Raw genomic sequence first — 14,410 nt, 5'->3', positions numbered from 1 at the left:
TTTAGCAAAGTCAAAAAGGATTATATACATGGACGCGTCAAAAAGCTTGCCTATTCGAAAACATACGACACTTTTAAAACGATTGCCCGAAACCCGATTTGCTACGCAACTAGACAGAGCCAAAGCAAACTGGATTGTTTTTTCAACATACCTGTCACCGCGACATTTCGAAGATATTGATTTCTTTACCGGCTTTTATAATACCGTGCTGGATACGTGGAAAGTAGGCCAGTATGAAGTGGCTTTGATGTCTGGTGAGCTTACACCTCAACATGAGACGATTTTACAAAGTCTTCAGTTAGATTATGCGTCGTTAAATGAAGTGCCTGATTTATCCTCAGCCGGCCTGGTGGTGTTTGATATGGACTCCACAGCGATTGAAATTGAGTGTATTGATGAGATCGCTAAGTTAGCGGGTGTCGGAGAAGAAGTCGCCGAAGTAACAGAGCGTGCGATGCAAGGTGAACTCGATTTTGAGCAGAGTCTTCGCCAACGTGTTGGTAAACTGCAAGGTGCCGATGAATCTATCCTCGAACAAGTGCGAGCTGAACTGCCATTTATGCAAGATTTCGAAGCACTCATTGCTACCTTTAAAGCGTTGGGATGGAAAACGGCAATTGCGTCCGGCGGTTTTGACTATTTCTCCGATTATATTAAAGAGAAAGTTGGGCTGGACTTTGCCCGTTCAAACAAACTGGAAATCATTGACGGTAAACTAACCGGTAAAGTGCTTGGTGATGTTGTTAACGCACAAGTGAAGTCTGACATACTTGTGGAACTGGCAGACGACTATGACATTGAGCAGCATAATACAGTTGCAGTTGGTGATGGTGCGAATGACTTGGTGATGATGTCTGCAGCAGGTCTTGGTATTGCTTATCACGCGAAACCAAAAGTAGAGGCGCAAGCACAAGCAGCGATTAGGTATTCCGGCTTGGGTGGCGTACTTTGTATCCTCTCAGGGGCACTGGTTAAACAACAAAAAATTAGCTGGAAGTCGAAGCCGTAGCTATGCAGAACTCTGTTAAATAATCAAAGTTAAAAACACCGCCTATTGAGGCGGTGTTTTGTTTAGCTAGTCAGCTCAAGTCTTACAATGATCTCTTCTGTGATGTCTTCAAATTCACAGTATCCAACCAAAGCAGTCAGTTCTGTTTCCAGCTTGCTTGCCTGGTGTAGGCTGAAGTCAGCAAGCTCCTCTAAGTCTTGTCTTAGTAAAGAGGTCATCGGGTCGAAAATAGGTACCGCAGACAAACGCAGTACATAGAAATCTCCCAACATGCGTGCTTTCTTAATAAAGTGGATACGTTCCTTTACGCTTTTAAAATCCTGACGCAGCTTAGATTCAATATGAGTTATCTTTCTACCGACTTTTGAAGCACTGAGGTAAATATCCTGATGTTTTGCCGTTGCACCTTCGACGCGCTTTACAGGCTCAGCAATCAGTGTGCTAGTTCGCCCTTTAAAAATAGGCTCCAGTGAAAATTTGTTGTCATGCCCTAGTTGAGCGCATAGCTCGATATGTTTAGGCAAGGGGGAGCTCACACCAATAACCGATGTGTTAAAGGAGCCTGATGACGTTTTGCTGATAAAAATCGGCGAGCTCAACGATCTCGATAGCAGGATGCTATGGAGTCTCTCTAATAACGCATTGCTGGGCAGAACTTCATCCTGTTGAATGATTTTATCCTGGTTGTGTTCGATGATCGAATTGAAAAAAGCTATCACTCGCATCGTTTTACTATTTTCATCAATCACTAGCTGAACCTGACGACCATCAGCACTCACACGTACGGCCCGGTAAGGCACTGCAGAGAGGGGTAGATTCTTGTCGTAGAGTTGTAACTCGCGAAAATTAATCAGAACTTCTTGCCCTGAGCGCAAGGTGGTCGGTTCATCCAGCCTGATCCCCAGTCCTCGTTTGGATATGTCGACACTGTGTGCTGGTACGTTTATTTGACCGGCGGTCAGTTCCAGTGGCGTCTTAAACTGATAACGAGGCTCTTTACGCCGTGTTTGTGCATCAAAATAAATCCCTTTAGGACTGCCGATGATGCGTCTTGGATGTCGGAAAACATTCAGTGCGCTTGAAGGTACGCGAGGCTTCTCGGCTAAAAGGTAGTCCTGACCAGATTGCTCATCCGATATTTCCTGCAAAATTCCCATATGAGTGATGGAATGAGTTGTCTCCGCTAACTCCGCTGAAAAGGAGGCTAAATCATTTTTTTCCTGTTCGGATAGCTCAAACATTGATACCCGAAATACCCGCCAACTTTTACGTTTTGCCCCTATATGCCAGAAGAGCAGGCGCTGGTCTCTGTCCGCTTCCGGTCTGAGCATCGAGTAAAAATAGGTTTTGTTTTCGTGGTCGTGAGTGAAAGAGTAGAGAACATTCGTTGTTCCTTTCACTCCGGGAGCAATCAAAGATTTAATTCTTTCTGAATGGAACAGGGAGCCAAGAGTCTGTTGGTTTCGCTCGTCGTGCCAGTATTGCCATAATTTTTGGTTGTTTGGCGTTAGCATAGCGAGTTTCAGTTCATTACCCTGGAAGAACAAAGGCAGGTTGCTGGTATGCTTTAATGCAATGTGCTCATAACCACGGGTACGAGCACGAATAATTTTATCTTGGTTATCGTGACGGGTGCGTTTTTCAGCACTGTTCAGTACTTCGTCTATTACTCGGTCGATCAGCTGGGTTTCAGTCAGGCGGGCGGTTCGTAAATATCGGACAGCGTCATTTTCATAGCAATTATCTACAGCAAGTACCCGATAACTCATCGGCTTTTCAAATCCGACTAACTGAGATTTACTGGCTAACTCGGTAAAGCTGACTTCTATGGTTTCACCAAGGTTGTAATTAAACGCGGCAGGTACTTTGAACTTTGCCCCTGAGCTAGACAGATCAATACTTAAGCCATTAATGAGTTGACCGTTAGAACATTGGATCTCGACTTGTGATTGGAGCTTTAAACGTTTTTCCTGGCGTTTTAAGTTGTACCCTAATTGAATTGGTTCGGCTAAGAAGGGGCTTTTCGTATTGGCTAAGGAAACGTTCTGCTGCTGAGAACTCGGTTTACTCATTGAAGCAAAGTTATTACGTGCAGTTATCAGGGTCTCCCACACGCCTTCAGTATAGCTACCAAATTTCTTAATGTTTTTATGGTAGTCATTAAATGCAACATCATCTAACCAGTGTGAAATACCTTCGAACACATACTTTCTGCATTCGCCATTCACACGGCCGCGCAGATCAATGCTCTTTGTGCATGGAGCCATCAACCGATTGAGTTCTATTTTTACCAGAATTTTTGTCGAGGGCGGGGACTCCTCAGTCAGTTGGCCAAGGACAAAATCAAAGTCAACAGAGCCATAAACGGGGATGAGTCGTTCAGCGAGAGAGAGAATTTCAGATTGCAGCATTATTTCTGTTAGAGTATGTCGTTGTTCGAATTATATCGGCTAAGCACCGGAAAGCTTGAGTGTATCACCAATCCAGATCAGAAAAATCTGGCGTGGGTGTGCTTGGCCACATTTGTAGAAAAAATTGAGGCATCATGGCGAAAGCAAAACGAGCGTATGTTTGTAATGATTGTGGCGCAGATTTTCCACGTTGGCAGGGACAGTGTAATGCGTGCGGTGCGTGGAACACGATTACGGAAGTGCGTATCGCAGCGTCGCCAACGGTAGCACGCAACGAGCGTTTAACCGGCTATGCAGGTTCGGCCACAGAAGCGGTTGTGCAAACCTTGTCAGAAATTAATTTGCAAGAGGTGCCGCGCTTTACCAGTGGATTTAAAGAGCTAGATCGAGTGTTAGGCGGCGGTGTGGTTCCCGGTGCGGCAATACTGATAGGTGGTAACCCTGGTGCGGGTAAATCGACTCTGTTACTTCAGACTATGTGTATTTTGTCGGGACAAATGCCAACGCTGTACGTGACGGGCGAAGAATCACTGCAACAGGTCGCGATGCGAGCCTCTCGTCTTGGATTACCAAAAGAACACCTGAAAATGTTATCCGAGACCAACGTAGACAAAATCTGTCAGATCGCCGAGAAAGAGCAGCCGCGTATTATGGTGATTGACTCTATTCAGGTGATGCACGTTTCGGATGTACAGTCATCCCCAGGTAGCGTGGCGCAAGTCCGTGAATCGGCAACGGCGCTGACTCGCTACGCGAAACAGAATAACGTTGCGGTATTTATCGTTGGTCACGTAACAAAAGACGGTACACTTGCCGGCCCGAAAGTGCTTGAACACATTATTGACTGTTCTGTACTTCTGGATGGTGGCACTGACAGTCGCTTCCGTACACTTCGTAGCCATAAAAACCGCTTTGGCGCAGTGAACGAGCTGGGTGTATTTGCCATGACAGGACAAGGTCTGAAAGAAGTCAGTAACCCGTCCGCGATTTTCCTTTCAAGAGGAGAGGAAGAAACCTCAGGCTCATCCGTCATGGTTGTATGGGAAGGCACCCGTCCTCTATTAGTAGAGATTCAGGCGCTGGTGGATTATTCGCAGCTTGCGAACCCTCGCCGGGTTGCCGTTGGCCTCGAGCAAAACCGACTCTCTTTATTATTGGCTGTGCTCCATAAGCATGGCGGGCTGCAAATGGCAGACCAGGACGTGTTTGTTAATGTGGTTGGTGGCGTAAAAGTGACCGAGACCAGTGCCGACCTTGCATTAGTCATGGCTTTATTATCAAGCTTTCGTGACCGTGCACTGCCAAAGGATGTGGTTATCTTTGGTGAAGTTGGACTTGCAGGTGAAATTCGTCCGGTACCAAGCGGGCAGGAGCGATTAAACGAAGCGTTTAAACATGGCTTCAAAAAAGCCATCGTTCCTGCGGCTAACATGCCTAAAGGTGGCATTGATGGCATGCAGATCCATGGCGTTAAGAAATTGTCAGAAGCGATCGAGGCTTTTGATGAGCTATAAAGATGAGCGATAAAGTAGTTAACTAAACGATCACAATGTTTGGAATCTATTCGAACTGATAAGCGAATAAAGCACACAGATCGTTATGTTTGGCTATTATTTGAGGATGGAAAATTTAGGTTAAAAATTTTTTTCGTCCATCTGCACGCAAGGGTATCAGTCTTGACAGATTGTGTTATACTCTGCGCGCAATTTATACCTTATAAACAGAGTAAGACAATGGCAGATTTATCAAAGTACAGAAACATTGGTATTTTCGCGCACGTTGATGCGGGTAAAACTACCACCACTGAGCGTATTCTAAAGCTTACTGGTAAAATCCACAAAACTGGTGAAGTACACGACGGTGAGTCTACAACTGACTTCATGGAGCAGGAAGCTGAGCGTGGTATTACAATCCAATCAGCTGCGGTAACTTGTGAGTGGAATGGCCACCGCCTAAACGTTATCGATACTCCGGGACACGTTGACTTTACAGTAGAAGTATACCGTTCACTTAAAGTTCTAGATGGTGGTATCGGTGTATTCTGTGGTTCTGGTGGTGTTGAGCCTCAGTCAGAAACTAACTGGCGCTACGCGAACGAATCAGAAGTATCTCGTCTGATCTTCGTTAACAAACTAGACCGTATGGGTGCAGACTTCTTCAACGTAGTTGACCAAGTTAAGAACGTACTAGCGGCAAACCCACTAGTAATGGTTCTTCCAATTGGTCGTGAAGATGACTTCGTTGGTGTTGTTGATCTGCTATCTCGTAAAGCATACGTATGGGATGACTCAGGTCTTCCAGAGAACTACGAAGTTCAAGACGTTCCTGCTGACATGGTTGACGACGTTGAAGCTTACCGTGAAGAGCTAATCGAAACTGCGGTAGAGCAAGACGATGACCTAATGGAAGCGTACATGGAAGGTGAAGAGCCTTCTATCGAAGATCTAAAACGTTGTATCCGTAAAGGTACTCGTGATCTAGCATTCTTCCCAACATTCTGTGGTTCTGCGTTCAAGAACAAGGGTGTTCAGCTAGTACTAGACGCTGTTGTAGATTACCTACCTTCTCCAACAGAAGTTGATCCTCAGCCTCTAACAGATCCTGAAACTGGTGAGCCAACTGGTGAAGTTGCGACTGTATCTGCAGACGAGCCACTACGTGCTCTAGCATTTAAGATCATGGACGACCGTTTCGGCGCGCTAACGTTCATCCGTATTTACTCTGGCCGCATGAAGAAGGGTGACACTATCCTTAACGCTGCGACAGGTAAAACTGAGCGTATCGGCCGTATGTGTGAAATGCAAGCTGACGACCGTAACGAGATCACTGAAGCTCAAGCTGGTGACATCATCGCTGTTGTTGGTATGAAGAACGTTCAAACTGGTCACACTCTATGTGATCCTAAGCACGAATGTACTCTAGAACCAATGATCTTCCCAGAGCCAGTAATCTCAATTGCTGTTGCTCCAAAAGACAAAGGTTCAACTGAGAAAATGGGTATCGCGATCGGTAAAATGGTTGCAGAAGATCCTTCATTCCAAGTTGAGACTGATGAAGATTCAGGCGAAACCATCCTTAAAGGTATGGGCGAACTTCACCTAGACATCAAAGTTGATATCCTTAAGCGTACTTACGGCGTTGAGCTAGAAGTAGGTGCTCCTCAGGTTGCTTACCGTGAAACTATCACTCAAGCAATCGAAGACAGCTACACGCATAAGAAACAGTCTGGTGGTTCTGGTCAGTTCGGTAAGATCGACTACCGTATCAAACCAGGTGAGCCAAACTCTGGCTTCACGTTCAAATCAACAGTTGTTGGTGGTAACGTACCTAAAGAATTCTGGCCTGCAGTAGAGAAAGGCTTCGCTAGCATGATGGACACTGGTGTTCTAGCTGGCTTCCCAACTCTAGACGTAGAAGTTGAACTATTCGACGGTGGCTTCCACGCAGTTGACTCTTCAGCTATCGCTTACGAAATCGCTGCGAAAGGCGCATTCCGTCAGTCTATGCCTAAAGCGGGTGCACAGCTTCTTGAGCCTATCATGAACGTTGACGTATTCTCTCCAGAAGACAACGTTGGTGACGTAATCGGTGACCTTAACCGTCGTCGTGGTATGATCAAAGACCAACAAGCTGGTGCTACTGGTGTTCGTATTAAAGCAGACGTTCCTCTATCAGAAATGTTTGGCTACATCGGTCACCTACGTACTATCACTTCTGGTCGTGGTCAGTTCTCTATGGAGTTCGCACACTACGCACCTTGTCCAGCAAACGTTGCTGAGCAAGTAATCGCAGAAGTTAAAGAGCGTAACGCTAAGAAGTAATTCTTAAGTTAACTCTATGATTTCAAAGCCCCGCCTAGTGCGGGGCTTTTTATTTATACTAAATCAAACGCTGTAATTAAATTGAAGTTCTTCAATCTGTTAGCTCAATGGTTTTAAAATCCCGAGTAACGGATTGTTCAAAACTATCTATCTCATCTTTGAGCCACTTTGCAAACAGTTGCGCTTTGGGGCGTTGCAGATAGCCTTTGGGTGCACATAAGTAATAAGCAAATTTAGGCTTAATGGCGATATCGCCAATACGTACCAACTTTCCAGTTCTAAAGTACTGATACGCCAAACTGTGTTTAACCAGCGCCACACCTTGCAGTGATAACGCAGCCTCAAGCACGAGGTGAGAGCCGCTGTATTTTAAAGATGGTTTTGCCGCTTGTTGTCCAAGTCTCTCTAACCACATATTCCAATCGAGATCTGGCCAAAGATCTTCGATAAGTGAAGCTTTACTCAAATCTTCGATTGTATAAATACCGTGCTCTTGCTGATAAACAGGATGACAGGCCGGATAAAATGCCTCATCCATCAGCCATTGCGATTCTAAATTAGGGTAGTTTCCCAAACCGTATCGAACGCATAAATCTATCTGACTATCTTGAAAAGAGACCAGCTCATTGGTTGGTTCCAGTAATAGCGATAGTTCCGGATGACGCTGTCGAAAAGCAGTGATTTTGGGGACAAGCCAGTGGTGTGCAAATGAAGGTAGTGTTGAGATAGAAAGCTGGTTTGGGTTGGGATCTTGGTTTATAAGACGAACCCCTTGTTGTATATGACTAAATCCTATCTCTGCCTGAGTAAACAGCAACTCACCCTCTGGTGTCAGTACAATTTTTCTGTGCTGACGAACAAACAGATCCGTGCCTAAAAATTCTTCCAGCTGGCGTATCTGCTGGCTAATTGCTGCGGGGGTAACAAACAAACTCCTGGCTGCGTCTTTAAAGCTCCCTTCTTTTGCTGCGATGAAGAAATAGTACAAACCCTGTAATGGCGGCATTCGATCTTTCACATTAGTTTTCCTTAACTCAATGGCAGATTCTATCGTTTGAGGATATCAGGGTAGTCGCTGATTATTAAGTGGTCAACAATACACCAGGAGCCGAAGAGATGGAAAGCATGACGCGCCCTTGCGAATACGGATTAATAAAGAGGGAACAAAGCTGGATTCAGTTAATTATTTCTAAACTCTTTTTGTGGAGAAGGAATTACCGGACGCGGCGTCACTTGAGTGAATTACCGGAACACCTTTGGGATGACATTGGACTGGAAAAGCAAGAAATTCTCAAAGAGAGCTGTAAGCCGTTTTGGAGAGAGTAGGTTTATGGCTAATAATAAGAACTCCTCAATGAAGCTTCGTCATTGAGGAGTTACTGTTATTTACAGGTCTTCTTCCCAGAGTACCGTCGTGCCTTTTGGCCAGTTGTGGCCGATGTCGTGGTATTTCTGTTCAAGTACGTGACGTTTGATCTTCAGAGTTGGAGTAAGTACGCCGTTTTCGATACTCCATGGTTCCTTGATCATTAGTACGCCTTTTATTTGTTCATGAGATGCAAGCTCTTGGTTCATTCGCTCAACCACTTTACGTGTTGAACGCTCGTAGCGTTCTTTATCAAAGTGAGGGAAATCATGTGGAACAACTAAAAGAATCGGGCCCGGCAAACCAAGGCCAATTAGACACATCATTTCTACACGGCTGTATTCAAAAAGTTTCTTTTCAATCGGGACAGGCGAAACAAATTTACCTTTGGCGGTTTTGAAGGTGTCTTTCTTACGTCCCTGAATCGTAAGATAGCCGTCGCTGTCAATCGCACCTATATCTCCGGTGTGTAGCCAGCCTTGAGAGTCAAAGGACTCTTGAGTAGCAATGTCATTCTTATAGTAACCGGAGAACAATCCTTTACCGCGAACCATAATCTCACTGTCATCAGCAATTTTGAGTTCAATCCCCGGGCCTGCATTACCAACGGTTCCGATCTTGTCTGCTCTGAACGGGTAGTTGATGGTGCTGTAAGCGAAAGACTCTGTCATGCCCCACGCTTCAGTGATGTTGAGTCCGACACTGTGGTACCACTTTAATAACGCCGGTGATACCGGAGCTGAACCACAACCTAATACACGAGCCTGATCTAACCCCAGGCCAACAGCCAGTTTCTTCTTAATTAGTGAGTTAACAACCGGTATCTTGAGGATAATGTTCAGGGCCTTTTGTGGCAGTTTGTCCTGAATACGTTGCTGGAAGAGTGTCCATAATCGAGGCACTGAGATAAATAGCGTCGGGCGATGCATTTTGACATCTTCAATAAAGGTATCGAGTGACTCAGGGAATGCGGTTGGTACGCCGCCCATTATCGAAGAGCCAAAGATATAAACGCGCTCAGTAATGTGTGCCAGAGGCAAGTAAGAGAACAACCGGTCGTTTGGTTGAATGCCAATATGATTAATCAGTTGTTGGACAGACCAACTGAAAGCGCCATAGGTCAACATCGCTCCTTTCGGTAAGCCCGAAGTCCCCGATGTATACACCAAAGACATCAGCTTATCGTCGTAATGTTGCGGACGCTCTTCACTCGGCACTTCATTAGCAATCAGTTTTGCATATTGATACTGAGATTTAGGTGCTGTGTCATAAGGCAGCGCGATGCTGATAAGCTCACTCATCTCGTTAAGTACTTGCTGAGTCGCTTTGGCATCATCCAGCTTACCGCCGATCAACACCTTACTTTCACTGTGCGTGATGCAGTATTTAATGGTATCTGCACCGGCAGTCGGGAAGATAGGGACGCTGACGTAGTCACCCAACATCAATGCCAGATCGCATATGAACCATTCGGCGCAGTTTTTTGATATTAACGCGACCTTATCGCCGGGCTGGATGCCGAGCTTTCTTAATGCGCTGACCAATTTAAGCGCCTGATCGGCAACTTCCGCATAAGTAAACTCTACAAACTCACGGTTGATTATTTGTTTTAAGTAAACCTCTTTCGGACGCTCTTCAGCCCACTTAAGAATCATTTCATTTGGCGGAGGGAGAGTGCAACCAGCAGGGCTGCTGATGTTCGGCTTATGCATCATTAGTGACTCCATGTCTTCTCGTTGTACTTGTAATTGTTAATTTATTGTTAACTTTAGCACGTGAGTTAGCGACACGGGAATGCATTTTTATGAAATATGCGGGCAAGATAGCGCTAAATGGAATTAGCGCTATTTAATCGGAGATCAGTACTGCTGACGGTAACTGGCGGGAGACAGTCCGGTTTTCTTCTTAAATATCCGCGAGAAATAGGAAACATCCTGATAGCCGCATTGATAGGCGATGTAAGCTATCTTGGTGGACTCATCCTGAGTCAGCATTTTCTTTGCCAGCGAAATCCGTTTTGCAGTCACATAGTCGCGAAAGCACATGCCGACTTCTCGGTGGAACATTTTGGAAAAGTAGGTTGGCGAGTAGTGACAACGTGCTGCGACTTCTTCCTGGCTTATGTCCTTGTCTATATTGTTCGAGATATAGTCAACAACGTGTTCAGCAAAGTTTGGCTTACCCTGTGCCGGGTTGCTTGTATTACGCTGTACTACGATTTCATTTCGGGTTGGGCAGACAAAGTATTTCATCTTTATTTGCAGGAGCCAGAGAGGAAGAGTCGTCTCATCTAGCGTGTAATATTCGGCGGAAATATGTTCCGGAGGTAATTCGCATTTATTATTGGCTGAGCGGACAACGATCAGCTTCTTGTCCAAATTCTCACACATCGTAACGACACCTTGTAAAAGCCCGTCACTCTCGCTGCCAATATGATAAAAGACGTAATCACACGATTTATCACTAAGAACTGATATATCGCTGTTTTGATTGCGAAACTCAAAATGCTGTTCAAATGCTGAGCGGCAATGCTCAGGTAATGACTGTAGTGGATCTCCTATCCAACAAGCCATAATCATCCTATCCATAGACATAACCCATTCTGCTTTTTCTTGTGAATGTTTGTAATTGTTTTTGACTGACAGAAACTCAATCCTTGAACTTCCACTAGTACTTTCGTTTATTTAGGTACAGCTAATAAGCAATTATATGAACAAAAAGTTAACAATTAGTGTGATTATTGTCCCATATATTTATTTTTTTAGTTGTAGGTAACTAAATAATGGGAGGTGGAGCAGGAGTGGCAAAAAAGTGCTAATTAAAGTCATAAATATCCTAACGCTCTAACACTTTGCTGACCTAACTTAGTTCTGAAACGTCGTCGTTTTGAATGTTTCGTTAAGGGATGTAATAAAACTCAATACTGAATAAAGACTTTCGAAAGGGTCTTAAAGGGGAATGGAAAATGAATAAATTTACACAAGCAGTAAAAAACTTCTGGAATGATGAAGAAGGCTTGACCTTACTTGAGTACATTCTTGGTGCAGCTTTGATTGTTAGTGCAATGTTGACTCTAGACTTTTGGACGAAACTCGCGACTACCTTTGGGGATGTATCAACGAAAATCCAAAGCAAAGTTAGCTAAGACGATATAACGCATAGTTATGAGTTTCGTAATTTGGTTTTTGCTAACCGCGATCGGTGTCTCTGATGCACAGAGACACCGTATTCCAAACCAGTTAATAGTTTTTCTGTTTGTAGCTGTATCTGTAGATATATTACTGCAAACAGAGATGCAATGGTGGTTTCAACTCAAAGGCTTTCTGATTACCTTTGCAGTTTGCCTTGGGTTGTACGTATGCAAAGTTATGGCTGGTGGGGACGTAAAGCTCTTGGCAGTAATTGGTCTCTGGCTAGGAACTGAAGCTATGTTAGAAGTCACACCCTATATCGTTTTAGCTGGCGGTGTAATGAGTCTGTTTTACCTTGCGTTACACACAGCATCTTCTTATGAAACGATAGCAGAGCAACTCAAAGCTTATGCAATACAGAAACTGACTCCAGGATGGAGGGCTAAGCAACCTCTGGTTATTCCGTTTGCACCAGCAATTGTAGTTGGCTTGGCTTACTATTTTTATATTCAGTAGACATAATATTTTGAAATTAGAAAGGATTCTGTTCGGCATCGTTTGCCGACGAGAGGTAGCGCTAACACCAGGAGGGTGCAGCCTATGACTAATGTCTCAAGAGACAATCTGGTGCCTCAAATTGACCCGCCACCAGTTCCCACATCAGAAGAGCTGTTGGGTATTCCTTCAGTGGTGATAGAGCATTTGCTTCTCAAACATCTGTCAGCTTATCCGAAATCAGACTTGGTAGAACTTTCTAATAGGATGTGTGTTGTATCGACCATTATTGAGACGGCGTTAGCACACCTACGTGCCCGCAGTATGGTAGAAGTTTATCAACCATTAAATGCAACAAGTTCATACTCAAATATTCGTTATGGTTTAACGGAACTCGGCATGGCTGAATCTGAGCTAGCATTTCAAAGAGAAGCATATCTCGGGCCTGTACCTGTTTCATTAGAGCAATACTGGCAAATAGTTGAGCAGCAAAATCTACGTAATCAACCTATTACGCGCCCTGCGGTTGAGCGTGCTCTTGAAGATGTCTATGGTGCAGATCGTATTACACCTGTGTTGGGAGCTGCAATCAACTCTGGTCGAGCGTTACTTTTATATGGCCACGCAGGCACGGGTAAAAGTTATGTTGCAGCAAGAGTACTTAATGCACTGAATACATCTGTCTATATACCCTATGCCGTATTTTCCGACGGAAACATTATTAAAGTGTTCTCTGAACATCACCACAAGCGAGTAGATAATTCTCACAGTAAATCTTACCTGAAACTTGTAGAGCATTACGATAAACGTTGGGTGTTATGTGAGCGACCAAATATTCAGGTTGGAGGTGAGCTCACCATGGATATGCTGGAAGTTAACCACAGTGAACATAATCGAGTCTGGATTGCACCGCTTCAGATGATGGCCAACAACGGTATTTTAGTCATTGACGATTTGGGCCGTCAGCCAATGCCAGTTGCCACATTGCTCAACCGATGGATTGTTCCTATGGAGTATTGTGTCGATCACCTGGGACTGCCTAATGGACAGCAAATATCGGTCCCGTTTTTACTTACGCTCGCTTTTTCATCCAATTTATCGCCCAGTTCGATTGCAGATCCGGCATTTTTACGCCGTATCGGCTACAAGATTGAGTTTAAGCCTCTATGGGTCGAAGAATACTGTCAATTATGGATGGAGTTGGCAAAAAGTAATCAGCTGAGTCTGGAAGAAGGCTTTTTTGAACAGTTAATACAGCTTCATGATGAAACGAATACAGGTTATTTCCCTTGCCTTCCAAAGGATATATTGGGAATTAGCCGCGATATTTTAATGTTTGAAGAAATAGGAAATCAGGTATCCACAGAGACACTCAAGCGCGCTTGGGCGCTCTATTTTACTGTAGATGAATAACGGAGAGGGATGACATGAGTAAGACACAAATTGCCATGCTGTTGCTGCTGTCAATCGCTTTTGGATTGGGGGCAGTGATGATTGCTCAACAGTGGTTAGCTAATCAAACACAGCCAACAGTAAAACTTGAAGAGGTCGAGCGACATCCGGTGTTAGTTGCAGCAATGGAGTTAGAGCCGGGAGTTATCATTGAAGAAAAGCACCTTAAGACCAGGCTAATGGAAGTTGACTGGATTGATGAGTTGACGCTCAAAGAACCTTCCCAGGCTGTAGGTAAAGTAGTCGCTAACTCAATTTATGAAGGGGAGTTAGTTAACCCCAACCGAATAGCCGTATTAGGTGAAGGGGTTACCTTGGCAGCTATGATTCCGGAAGATAAGCGTGCGCTTACAATACGTGTAAACGATGTTATTGGTGTTGCGGGCTTCCTATTGCCAGGAAATAAAGTCGATGTGCTTAATACAAAAGGTAAAGACAATTCTGTCTCTACGAGAACAGTTTTGAAAAATATAAAGGTACTCGCAGTGGACCAGACTGCAAGAACTCAGGACAACAAACCCGTGATTGTTCGTGCTGTAACTTTGGAAGTTAGCCCACAAGAAGCAGAGAAACTACTAACTGAAAATAGTAAAGGTCGAATTCAGCTCGCATTAAGAAATCCATTAACCATAGATAAAGCCCCACCAGTCAGAGTTTATACCCCGAGACCAAGTGTGACGGTTATTAAAGGCTCCAAAACTTCTAATGTACGCGTGACTAATTAG

At 44.5% G+C, this 14,410-nt stretch carries 12 protein-coding genes; 8 read left to right on the top strand and 4 right to left on the bottom strand.

Annotated elements, in window-relative coordinates:
* The first annotated feature begins 28 nt into the window (after positions 1–28).
* Positions 29–1,009, top strand: coding sequence for a phosphoserine phosphatase (gene serB, locus KHN79_RS10610; RefSeq protein WP_182008769.1), 981 nt, complete (start codon positions 29–31; stop codon positions 1,007–1,009).
* A gap of 62 nt (positions 1,010–1,071) precedes the next feature.
* Here serB and KHN79_RS10605 read toward each other — a convergent pair whose 3' ends face one another.
* Positions 1,072–3,420: a PilZ domain-containing protein gene (locus tag KHN79_RS10605; protein WP_182008768.1), complete on the bottom strand. Its 2,349-nt coding sequence runs from the start codon at positions 3,418–3,420 to the stop codon at positions 1,072–1,074.
* A gap of 134 nt (positions 3,421–3,554) precedes the next feature.
* On the opposite strand from KHN79_RS10605, the gene radA reads away from it, so the two are divergent.
* Both radA and fusA read left to right on the top strand, forming a co-directional pair.
* A complete protein-coding gene (gene radA, locus KHN79_RS10600) occupies positions 3,555–4,934 on the top strand; it encodes a DNA repair protein RadA (protein WP_182008767.1) in 1,380 nt (459 codons plus the stop codon).
* Between the two features lie 219 nt (positions 4,935–5,153).
* A complete protein-coding gene (gene fusA / locus KHN79_RS10595) occupies positions 5,154–7,241 on the top strand; it encodes an elongation factor G (protein ID WP_182008766.1) in 2,088 nt (695 codons plus the stop codon).
* Positions 7,242–7,332: 91 nt separating this feature from the next.
* On the opposite strand, the gene KHN79_RS10590 is transcribed toward fusA, so the two are convergent.
* Complete coding sequence (locus KHN79_RS10590; protein WP_182008765.1) at positions 7,333–8,259, bottom strand: LysR substrate-binding domain-containing protein; 927 nt, start codon at positions 8,257–8,259, stop codon at positions 7,333–7,335.
* A 98-nt stretch (positions 8,260–8,357) separates the two neighbouring features.
* Here KHN79_RS10590 and KHN79_RS21755 point away from each other — a divergent pair, with 98 nt between their 5' ends.
* Complete coding sequence (locus KHN79_RS21755; RefSeq protein ID WP_182008764.1) at positions 8,358–8,567, top strand: DUF1127 domain-containing protein; 210 nt, start codon at positions 8,358–8,360, stop codon at positions 8,565–8,567.
* Between the two features lie 60 nt (positions 8,568–8,627).
* Here KHN79_RS21755 and KHN79_RS10580 read toward each other — a convergent pair whose 3' ends face one another.
* The gene (locus KHN79_RS10580) at positions 8,628–10,319 is read right to left on the bottom strand and encodes an AMP-binding protein (protein ID WP_182008895.1); all 1,692 of its coding nucleotides are present in this window, start codon (positions 10,317–10,319) and stop codon (positions 8,628–8,630) included.
* A 147-nt stretch (positions 10,320–10,466) separates the two neighbouring features.
* Entirely contained in the window at positions 10,467–11,195 is a 729-nt protein-coding gene (locus KHN79_RS10575; RefSeq protein WP_182008763.1) for an AraC family transcriptional regulator, read from the bottom strand.
* 377 nt (positions 11,196–11,572) lie between these two features.
* Between KHN79_RS10575 and KHN79_RS10570 the strand changes: the two genes are divergently transcribed.
* The 4 genes from KHN79_RS10570 to cpaB all read left to right on the top strand — a co-directional run bounded on the left by KHN79_RS10570 (position 11,573) and on the right by cpaB (position 14,410).
* Complete coding sequence (locus KHN79_RS10570) at positions 11,573–11,752, top strand: hypothetical protein (RefSeq protein ID WP_182008762.1); 180 nt, start codon at positions 11,573–11,575, stop codon at positions 11,750–11,752.
* A gap of 19 nt (positions 11,753–11,771) precedes the next feature.
* Positions 11,772–12,254 carry a prepilin peptidase gene (locus KHN79_RS10565; RefSeq protein WP_310648663.1) on the top strand — a complete coding sequence of 161 codons (483 nt, stop codon included), beginning with the start codon at positions 11,772–11,774 and terminating at the stop codon, positions 12,252–12,254.
* Positions 12,255–12,338: 84 nt separating this feature from the next.
* Positions 12,339–13,646, top strand: coding sequence for an AAA family ATPase (locus KHN79_RS10560; protein WP_182008761.1), 1,308 nt, complete (start codon positions 12,339–12,341; stop codon positions 13,644–13,646).
* 14 nt (positions 13,647–13,660) lie between these two features.
* Entirely contained in the window at positions 13,661–14,410 is a 750-nt protein-coding gene (cpaB, locus tag KHN79_RS10555) for a Flp pilus assembly protein CpaB (protein WP_182008760.1), read from the top strand.

This window comes from Vibrio sp. B1FLJ16, assembly GCF_905175385.1.
Taxonomy (GTDB): domain Bacteria; phylum Pseudomonadota; class Gammaproteobacteria; order Enterobacterales; family Vibrionaceae; genus Vibrio.
Note: the sequence above shows the minus strand (reverse complement) of the source record. Positions and strands in the feature narration are given on the sequence as shown.

Bases quoted from the DNA above. Each gene is read 5' to 3' on its own strand.
- serB (WP_182008769.1), top strand. From the start codon at position 29: ATGGACGCGTCAAAAAGCTTGCCTATTCGAAAACATACGACACTTTTA.
- KHN79_RS10605 (WP_182008768.1), bottom strand. From the start codon at position 3,420: ATGCTGCAATCTGAAATTCTCTCTCTCGCTGAACGACTCATCCCCGTT.
- radA (WP_182008767.1), top strand. From the start codon at position 3,555: ATGGCGAAAGCAAAACGAGCGTATGTTTGTAATGATTGTGGCGCAGAT.
- fusA (WP_182008766.1), top strand. From the start codon at position 5,154: ATGGCAGATTTATCAAAGTACAGAAACATTGGTATTTTCGCGCACGTT.
- KHN79_RS21755 (WP_182008764.1), top strand. From the start codon at position 8,358: ATGGAAAGCATGACGCGCCCTTGCGAATACGGATTAATAAAGAGGGAA.
- KHN79_RS10580 (WP_182008895.1), bottom strand. From the start codon at position 10,319: ATGCATAAGCCGAACATCAGCAGCCCTGCTGGTTGCACTCTCCCTCCG.
- KHN79_RS10575 (WP_182008763.1), bottom strand. From the start codon at position 11,195: ATGGATAGGATGATTATGGCTTGTTGGATAGGAGATCCACTACAGTCA.
- KHN79_RS10570 (WP_182008762.1), top strand. From the start codon at position 11,573: ATGAATAAATTTACACAAGCAGTAAAAAACTTCTGGAATGATGAAGAA.
- KHN79_RS10565 (WP_310648663.1), top strand. From the start codon at position 11,772: ATGAGTTTCGTAATTTGGTTTTTGCTAACCGCGATCGGTGTCTCTGAT.
- KHN79_RS10560 (WP_182008761.1), top strand. From the start codon at position 12,339: ATGACTAATGTCTCAAGAGACAATCTGGTGCCTCAAATTGACCCGCCA.
- cpaB (WP_182008760.1), top strand. From the start codon at position 13,661: ATGAGTAAGACACAAATTGCCATGCTGTTGCTGCTGTCAATCGCTTTT.